The sequence below is a fragment of the Spirosoma migulaei genome, from assembly GCF_054776855.1.
In genome coordinates this window covers 300215-310081 of record NZ_BAAHBG010000001.1, presented here as the reverse complement: position 1 = coordinate 310081, position 9867 = coordinate 300215, and the positions used below count along the sequence as shown (strand labels likewise).

General features: G+C 42.9%; 5 protein-coding genes. 3 read left to right on the top strand and 2 right to left on the bottom strand.

The window, feature by feature from the left end; genetic code table 11:
* Nucleotides 1-2640: 2640 nt before the first annotated feature.
* The gene (locus ACYVGO_RS01135) at nt 2641-2928 is read right to left on the bottom strand and encodes a hypothetical protein (protein WP_460966933.1); all 288 of its coding nucleotides are present in this window, start codon (nt 2926-2928) and stop codon (nt 2641-2643) included.
* Between the two features lie 707 nt (nt 2929-3635).
* Between ACYVGO_RS01135 and ACYVGO_RS01130 the strand changes: the two genes are divergently transcribed.
* Together ACYVGO_RS01130 and ACYVGO_RS01125 are read left to right on the top strand one after the other, a co-directional pair.
* On the top strand, nt 3636-6518 hold the full coding sequence (locus tag ACYVGO_RS01130; protein WP_460966931.1) for a PAS domain S-box protein: 2883 nt from the start codon (nt 3636-3638) through the stop codon (nt 6516-6518).
* 154 nt (nt 6519-6672) lie between these two features.
* Nucleotides 6673-7080: a VanZ family protein gene (locus tag ACYVGO_RS01125; RefSeq protein ID WP_142773911.1), complete on the top strand. Its 408-nt coding sequence runs from the start codon at nt 6673-6675 to the stop codon at nt 7078-7080.
* 187 nt (nt 7081-7267) lie between these two features.
* On the opposite strand, the gene ACYVGO_RS01120 is transcribed toward ACYVGO_RS01125, so the two are convergent.
* A complete protein-coding gene (locus tag ACYVGO_RS01120; RefSeq protein WP_142773912.1) occupies nt 7268-7627 on the bottom strand; it encodes a hypothetical protein in 360 nt (119 codons plus the stop codon).
* Nucleotides 7628-8146: 519 nt separating this feature from the next.
* Between ACYVGO_RS01120 and ACYVGO_RS01115 the strand changes: the two genes are divergently transcribed.
* On the top strand, nt 8147-9867 hold a 1721-nt coding region (locus ACYVGO_RS01115; protein ID WP_460966929.1), incomplete at its 3' end, for a two-component regulator propeller domain-containing protein.

Sequence of the window (9867 nt, the reverse complement as noted above, 5' to 3'; positions counted from 1 at the left end):
TTTACTGAATTGTCTCTTCTCATTTTCACCCCTTTTGTCCACTTTTACTTGACGACGTACAGTCAGTAGCTCTATTGCAATTCCTTAGTTCTACCAGATTTCGATTCAGCTTATCGAGCGATTTACCTACATCTTGAGCCAAGCGTAATACTGATTCAGATGGTGCAACAGCCAAGCAACTTCAGTGAGACACTGATAATGGAGTTTTACAAATCATGACATGTCATAGTCTCCTGGACTCTTTGAATGAATCAGCCACACAGTAGCTTAGTCAAATTGAATTTGGCAGCAGATAACTACGAAAATAGACTATCACTCCGGCATCCATCTGCTTATTCTCTAAAGCTGCGTTCGGATTTGCCCTCTGAACATACAAGCTTTTTGTGGACGCAGTGAAACTCAATCCCCGATATAAAACAAGTTAATTTCGTGTTTTCCTTTCAACAAATCCTCAATTAAGTACTTTTACCTACAGTATAAACTAAATTTTTATGGATATTTTAATCCTGACCATGTAAGGCTTTATTAATTTTAGGCGTGAATCGTCAACTTACACAACTATCGCCCCTGCTCACTCTCCTTATTTCGGCGCTCCTAATCGCTGGTGCATACCTTTTCCCCTTTGAGAGTCATTACACACTGCTTTGCTTTATTACTTCATTAGGCTTTTCTTTATTAAGTATTTTCCTAAAACGCAAGCTGTAAAGTACATCCCATTTTTCGTGAGCCTATCAATCTCTTGCCTTTCCGGTCTCAAGCGGGTTAAATAGTAGCTGGGTATTTTTCACCTTTATTCGTTCGTAGTTGCCAGCCAGTAGTTGAAGCCACTAGATAAAAGTTTGCGTATCATTCACCTAATAATGCATTGACATTTAATGATTTTGTATTATTTTGAACCGAAATATTACTCGTTATGCACTAACATGTTACTTGCAATTGCTTTTCTTTTCGCCCTTGGGCTTGTTGCCCCTAAGCTAGTTACCCAGTCCAGATTTACGCTTAAAGGGCGTTGCCCAGAATGTAAATCGACTGAGCTAAACCGGACGCATAGGCCTCCCCTAGCTAAACCGTTCCCAATGAAACGCTATTCCTGCGACCACTGCCGGCATAAGTTTTACCAGGTTTTCACAATGCCCTAAACAGATAAAGGTTACTAGGAGTAATCAGCGCATATAGTCCCCAACTGGTAATAAACATTGGGGATCAGCTCATCTGTGCCTACATTCATTAGCCTATGAAAGTCCTCCGGCAATCAAGTCAGACTTTCATAGGCTAATTGGTAGCTAACTTATTTCGATTAAGATGCGGTAAGAGCAAGTTCAAGTTCAATACTCTTTCTGTAAACGATAGCTTATTGGTTTCCACGGATTCACCACTTTGTATCCATTGATAACTGTTTGACAAATTAGGAATACCATCCTCACTATTTACCTAGCCTAAAGGGAATCTCTCACCTGATGCCGAAAAAATCGGTCATGTACTTTTTTAATTGTTCTTCGTTGTGAAGCCTTTTGTTACTTAAATAAAATAATAAAAAACAAAGTAACTATATATTGTTTACACTACTTACATTGAGCACACAAACATCACAAAATGAAATAAGCAGGAGTTCAATGAACGCTATCCTGTTGAATTACAATAGATTCCTGATCAGATTTTAAGAATTTAGTTAAACTATCTTATTGGCTTCACTTTAGGCTAAATCTGGTATAATTTCTAAACAGATAAATTACATTTCTAAGCCAGCTAATTTTATACTAGTAAAAATTTAACCAGAGTTTATTAACGCTTTTAAATCTTATTTTTCCGTTTTTCTTCCTATCAAAAAGTTCATTTTAGGCTTAAAATTTCACAAAATCTACATATCATAGTTAATTATAACTATGATATGTAACGCTCAGTAAATTTCGCATAAGTACATCTTCTAAATGAATAAGTTTGTACTAATCATTCACCGTAACATAACTCATGAAAACGAATTACCTCATCTCAGCTACTTGGTTAGCAGTGCTTCTCATTGCATCCTTCCTCTTCCTGTTTGCCTTAAAAGGCCTTTTTAACCTCATTTTCATTTAGGTTTAACTCCGACAAATTAGTCAGGCGGGCCAGCTACAGCTAGCTCGCTTATTCTCCTATTCTACCTTGTATGGAAATCATCTCCGGTTATGGTCGCTATTGTTCTTCGTTGCCAGTAAGTTGTACTGGATCGCTTTGGCAAGGTTATGGAGGTTGGCTATATCGGGTGTGCTCATTTTTACTTGTAGAGCCACCCCGCCGTCAATCTAGGCTAACTCGTTCCGCTTGTCAGGCAGTACCCGTCCATATGGAGTACACTATTCTTAGTTATTATTCCCATTGCAGTATAACTCCTTGCACTCCCATATTGTCAATATGCCCACAGGTAACTTTATTAACTACTGTAGCCAGACTCCGACCGGCAACCGGTAGAATTCCTTATAGTATGTTTGCTCCAGTGAATAGACTGATTGCTACTGTATAGCTGAGCGATCAGTTTCGCTGCTTCACTTTTTCGTTGCCGGGATTTAAACGAATACAGGTCACGGAGGTCTGTATTCGTTCGTTTTTGCTTTATAAAACAACTAAATAAGGGGGTCTGGAAGCTATTTGCGTACTGGTTAGCTATTTTCCTACATCCTGGTTACTTGTCAATAACCGGATGGCTTCTACCAGTTCTATACGTTTACGAGTGTAATAAACCAGTTCCTGGGCCGCATTGGTGTGCATAGTCCCATCTTCTGACGATGCACCACCTAATGTAAATAACTCAATGGTATCGTACAGTTCGTCAATCAAAGCGTCACACTGACGGATCATATCCTCTAGTTGCTTCCTCTGGTGGCCAACATTCGGGTCGTTTTCATGGCTGAGCTGGCTCATAGTCGTAACTGGAATGCCAGTTTCTCTCATCTGGCTTTATTACTATTTTTGAGGCCCGCCAGAAACAGTTGCAACCAGAGGCTCTATGGCCAACAAAGAGGTCAATGATACGAAGCTACTCCCTACAGCTAATGAATTGATCAACAGTAGGAATAGTATCCAAAAAAGTCAATTAGCAGCTATTGATCATAAAATTTTTCTGTTAATTAAAGGACTCAATTAACAGAAAGGCAGAACGCTATATTATATGACTATCAAATATTATAAACTAAAAAGCAATAATTATTAAAATATAATAGCGATATAACTAATAAATAGGCAATTATATGTAATTTTGGTAACAAATAACAATACGTATAAGCCCATTCAATTAGCTTACTGGTATTGTCCGGATTTCCTGCTCATGCAGACTTATGCTTCAGCATTGACTTATTGACAAAATGCCAGCAAACATATCAAGTAGAAGTGTACAAATTTGTAGTGTATCTCAGACAAGCTACAAGCGGTTGCATCTTATTTTAACAGCTATCAGAAATTATACAGTTAATTAGCACTCTTATTTATATGGATCTTTATAGGTTGCAGAACTATTACAGCTCAAAAAATCAAAAAAACTTTATCCTAACCCTGAGTACCTTATCTTTCTCTCGATCAACTGGAAAGAGGCAGCCTTGCGCCTAAAACTGCGAAAAACTAAACTTCTGTCGTCTAAAGTTACCACTGGCAATTTGTAACCTATGAACTCACCTCTCCAACGCCGATTTAATCGTCTTAAGCACCAGTTGGCATGCCAGCAAAAGGAGCAACGGCGGATCGAGCGACGGTTGAACATAAAGAAAATACAGCTTGATAAGTCAAAAGAGCAATGTCGCCTGCTCACTGCTACCTTGAACCAGCATCTAGAAAGTAAGTGGGAGCAAGAGCGGCAAAGTGAATACCATTACCGCCAACTTATCGATTCGGTTCGGGATATAATTTTTAAAATTTCACCTGAGGGTTATTTCACCTTCGCAAATTCGATGATGGAGAGCTGTTTCGGCTACGCTCAGTCGGAATTGATAGGTCGGCATTTCGTCCATCTCGTATTACCAGATTATAGAGCCAGATTGATCGCATTCTATCAAACAATGCTTCAAACCGGGCAGCCACACACCTATATTGAGTTCCCGGCCCGAACGAAGGATGGTTCGACTATTTGGATTGGCCAGACGGTTAGTTTGGTTAAAAATGATCAGCAGGTTCTTGAACTGGTGGCCGTTGCCCGGGACATTACCCAACGTAAATTAACCGAAGATTCTTTTCAACTCACCCAGGCTCGCCTGGAGTCACTTATTACAAACCTGCATACGGGTGTGCTGGTGGAAGATGAAAACCGAAAAATCATCCTGACCAATCAGCTCTATTGTGATCAATTTGGCATAAACCGAACACCCGAATCGCTGGTTGGCCAGGCGTTCTTATCCGTGGCCGTTCCACCCGCCAGTTTGTTCAGGGATGCCGATCAGTTTTTGGATCGGATGAACGAAGTAGTAGATAACCAACTCGCGGTCAGGGATGAGGTGATTCATCTGTCCGACGGGCGAATCATGGAGTGGGATTATATTCCTATCTGGCTGACTGACCACTACCGGGGGCACCTGTGGAAGTATAGAGATATCACTCAGAAGTACCAGTCGGACGAGCGTATCCGCAAGAGCGAAGAAAAGTACCGAACCATCATGAATACGATGGAGCTCGGGTTACTCGAGGTCGACAACAATCAAACGATTTTGCGCGCTTACGAACGCTTCTGCAACATGATGGGCTACACCCAGGAAGAACTTGTGGGCAAAAATGCAGCCGAATTACTTGTCCATCCTGAGTTTAAGCCGGTGATTGACCAGCAGCAAGGGCAACGAGAACGCGGAAACGCGGGTTCTTACGAGTTAGCATTAATTCGTAAGGACGGCACACGGGTATGGGTACTGGTAAGCGGTGTGCCTATCTTTGATGAGCACGGTGTTCTTGTTGGCTCAATGGGTATTCATTACGATTTGAGTGAACGTAAACGGCTTGAAGAGGAATTGGCCCGAGCCCGACAAATAGCAGAGGAGGCCCGCCATACTGAAAAGCAGTTTTTGGCTAACATGAGCCACGAAATCCGAACGCCCCTGAATGCGATTCTCGGCTTTTCAAACCTTCTGGAAACGACCTCGCTCACGATCGAACAAAAAGAATTCGCCAGTTTCATCCGGACTGCAGGCAAAAATCTGCTTAATATCGTCAATGATATTCTCGATATTTCCAAGATTGAAGCGGGCATGTTGCCGTTAGAATCGATTCCTTTCAGTATCCCTTCACTAGCGGATTCCATTCGAACTATGCTGCATTCAGCAGCCATCGAAAAAAATCTGTGGCTACTTGTTGAAACAGATCCTACCCTCCCACCGGTTGTATTGGGCGATCCAACCCGACTGACGCAGATTTTAGTAAACTTATTGAATAATGCCATCAAGTTTACCCAGCAGGGTGGTGTTCGGGTTCGAATTGATAAGGTAGCAGAAACAACTGATTCTGTGCGGGTTCGTTTCAGTGTACAGGATACCGGTATTGGCATGGCTGCAGACATCTTACCGTTCATTTTTGAGCGGTTCCGCCAGGCCAGCGACTTTACAACCCGCTATTATGGTGGCACAGGATTGGGGTTGAACATTGTAAAATCACTCGCGGAAATGCAGGGCGGTTGGGTCAGCGTAGCCAGTACACTCGGAGAGGGTTCTCGGTTTACGCTGGAGATTCCTTATAAAGTGGCATCCATACCGGTTGAACTGATTACGGAGGGGTCGACAATGCCCATTAACCCCGACCTATCCAATCTGCGTATCCTGATCGTAGAGGATAACCTGATGAATCAGAAACTCGCTCTACAAGTCCTGAAACGGCTAGGGTATTCCGCTCAGGTTGCCGAAAATGGTCAGTTGGCGCTCGACCTATTACAGGACGATGAGTTCGATCTGATATTGATGGACATTCAAATGCCGGTCATGGATGGGTACACTACCACCCGTCATATTCGAACAACCTTGAAAAAAGACGTGCCTATTATTGCGATGACAGCACATGCCTTAGCCAGCGAACGAGAGCAGTGCCTACAGGCAGGTATGAACGACTTTCTGCCCAAACCGTTCCAGATTGAGGAATTGCAGCGTATTTTACGGAAATATACCCCCCTCTATTGGTCGGAGGTGGTCTCGTCAAGCAAACCTAAAGTGCTGGCTGAGACTACCCCTAGTTTCTCGGTAGAGGTCTTGTTGAGCGCTTTGGATAACGACCGGGATTTTGCGGCCGAGGTCATGGAGTTGTTTCTGGCCCAAACACCGGGTGAGATTCAGCAAATCCGGCAGAGTCTGGAGCAACATGACTTGCCCACTATTGGCGGGATTATTCATGCACAGAAAGTTGCGTTTCAAATGTTCGGTTTAACCGAGATGGTTCGTTTAAGTCAGACACTCGGAGCTCGTATTGCCGACAAACAACCTGTGAGTGAGGTAAGCCCACTAGTTCATCAGTTTCTACGAACGCTTGAAGCAGAATTACCTCTTATTCAATCTGTTCTGGAGACATCCTTCAAACTAGATTGACTGGATTGAACTAGTGCCTGGCCAAAATAGATTCCAGTGGATTCTACAGATTCTAAACGGGACAAGTGCTAGTGGTTTGGCAAACTTGATTGAAGTGGGTATTCCTATAAAGCGTGGTAGGATAGCTGAATCCAATGAAAATTATAGCTTAATTATGCGTTTAACTTATTTACTGCTTGGTGTTGGCGTTGCCCTCATTTTGTACTTAAGCTGGCAACCTCATTACGATTTTAAACATATTTGGTTCATACCGAAATGGGTGTCCGACTGGACCGATGTTCATGCCAATGGAAACATACGTACAGCCGTTCCTTTCGTATTTATGGGCATGTTTGCAGGCTTTTTACCCACACCTCGCCCTCGGTCCGTATACCAGTGGTTAATTCTGTGGTTGATTCTGATAGGTATTGTAGCCCTGGCAGAAACAGGCCAGCTTCTTATACCATCCCGTTACTTTAGCTTTGAGGATATTGGATGGGGAGCGGTTGGTGCACTAATTGGGCTGGTTTCCGCATTTACGCTTGTAACCACGCTAAACAAGATTCGTTCGCAAAGTAAATGACTTGCGCGTCGTCAGGAAGTCAGTAAGCATTAGTGCTTTGCAGGCTAGAGTTTATTGATACGTTGGATTCTCGGGGGTGTCGTGCAGTAGAGGCAACTTGATTGGTTAGTCGAATACTAGCTGCTAAGAATCCAGAAAACCTCAGCGTGATTACTGCCCAGTTTGCCAATAATTTCACCGCTGGCCTTTAAAGTTCTCTTGTCATTCGCTCGTTATACAAATCAAGCACATTATCACTCTTCACCTTTGTCGCATACGTTAAGTCCATAAGTGCTGCCCACTTACGATCGCCTGTTGCAGCAGCAAATGCTTCAAATCGTAGTTCCGTTAGCAGCCAATTAATTGGACAGTGAATATCATCAGCGAGTGCAATGGCGACTAAGGAGTCATAAACGTCGCGGGCATGGGCTTCACTTGGGGTAGATGCCCATAAACTGGTATAAGCTTCATACACATCCTTTACTTGAGTGGCAGTAGCGCCCCAAAAACCAATGAGGGGCTGGCTAATAGAGGAGAAAACAGTACCCGTTCGTTCGTCAAGCGTCATAAACTGACTTTTTATGAACGTTTACAGCATCAATCATGCCAGCAATTTGACCAATAATGCCATTTAGGTCTGCAATTTCTCATTTTTTTGCTCGCATACTGAGTCAATCGACCTAATAACAGGCTACGCAGTTGACCACTAGCCTAGGTCAGTTATATCAACTTGAGGTTAGTCCTCCTCCAAAGATGAGCTCAACTACCGACGATGCAGATGTTCAGTACAACCAACTACCTTACTTCCTAAGCCTCTTCAACGTCAAAAACAAGACCGTAATAAACTACCCTGTTTTTAACGTTAGCTGGTAAGCTAACTTCCTTTAGCGTAATTTCCCCCCGTTCTTATTACTAGCAACACCCTGCCTTGCCCGTATTCTTCAGGCTTTTACACCTGTAGAAACAAGCATTTCTAGTTAGTTCCCAATACGCATATACATTCCTGATTAGCCAGCAACGGAAATTTTTGATGTTCTTACCGTTGGCCTATCTTTAAGCTACCCACCAGATAAAAGAATATGAAACAATGAGCCTGTTCAACAAAAGAAAAAACTGGACTATCTTCTGGTGGCCCAGCTTATTAAGTATCTTTTCTATCCCTATTCTCCTTTCTGCTCAACCAGCTACATTCTCCCGCCCCCAAATACTGACCGAAGAAGAAGGATTACCGCAGGCGTTTGTTTCCGATATTTTGCAGGATCAAAAGGGGTTTATCTGGATGGCTACCCGCGATGGGCTATGCCGTTACGATGGCCAACGGTTTAAAGTTTTCCAACCCAACTCCGACGCAAAAACCTCGATCTCATTTCCTGATGTATTATATCTGAAAGCAGATTATAAAGGACGAATCTGGATTCGCAATACCTATAACGAACTTGATTTATTCGATCCGGTACGAGAAACATTCCACAGCCTTTCGCGCCAATCCTTTTATCAGCAGGCGTTTAGTCGTGATTCCCTCCAGTTCTTTTGCCCAGATCGGCAAAATCATCTGTGGTTGTACTTCCATTATGCGGGCTTAGTTTCTATTAATCTGAATATCAATCACATACAGCATTATAAGCATCAGCCTGCTACTATAAACTCTATTAACAAAGGCGTTATAAAAGCTATAATTGAAGGCCAACGGGGGGCTATGTGGTTTGCAACTACGGTAGGGCTTGATCGGTACGACAGAATAACAGGGAAATTCACGCACTATCAACATCAGTCAGGAAACCCAAATTCACTCCCCGATAATGAACTAAACAGTTTATACCAAAAGCCAGATGGTAGCCTGGTTATTGTATCACGATGGCATTTGACACTCATGAATCCAACTACAGGAAAATGCCAGTCATTTCCTCTACCCGTATCGAGTTATTTTGACCATTTTCCTCAATTTGGTACAGATGCCAAAGGCACTGTTTATTTCTACTACTCTACAGGACTATATTGTTTTAACGAAACATCTGGCATCCAGAAATTGGCTCGATTTGCGGGTAGTTCACACTACCAAAGCCTGTTAATCGACCGTTCGAATGTGCTTTGGATAGGAACGAACGGGCACGGCGTTCGAAAGTTCGACCTCACGGCGAATCAGTTTCAACGATATCCTTATCGAGCCAATTTCCAAACAGACTTACTAACAAATCAGCTAGGCGCATCGGTAGATCAGTTTCCTGCTTTCAACCGATTTGATCTGGCTTATTTCTTTCGATACACATTCGATAAACAAAATCACCTGCTCTTCAACATAGGCAAAGGCTCGCTTTATCAACTTGATCTTCAAACAAAAAAACTGGTCTCACTACCATTCCCACCTGGACAAGATGGTCCTCTGGATGAGCAATCGGTTCCGCTAACGACCTCCCCGCAGGGAACAATTTGGGCCTTATGCAATGCCCATCTGTTCCGGTATTCAGAACCAACCCAGACATGGACACCTGAGTTAGACTTATCCACTATCAATTCAACTATGGTTCAGTTGGTTAGTGATGATCAGTCATTTTGGGTAGGAACCGAATCGAAGGGGTTATTTAGGATCAATAGCAGGACCAATGCCATTCGGCAGTATGCGTACACCCCCACCGATACTACTTCGCTTAGTAGTAATATCATCAATTTTCTGTCTATCGACCGCTTTGATAAAAACATCCTTTGGGTGGGTACCTTCGGCAGTGGACTATGTCGCTTTGATAAACGTACCGGAACGTGTCGGCGGTTCACCACTAGAAATGGGCTGCCCAATAATGTTATTTATTCGGC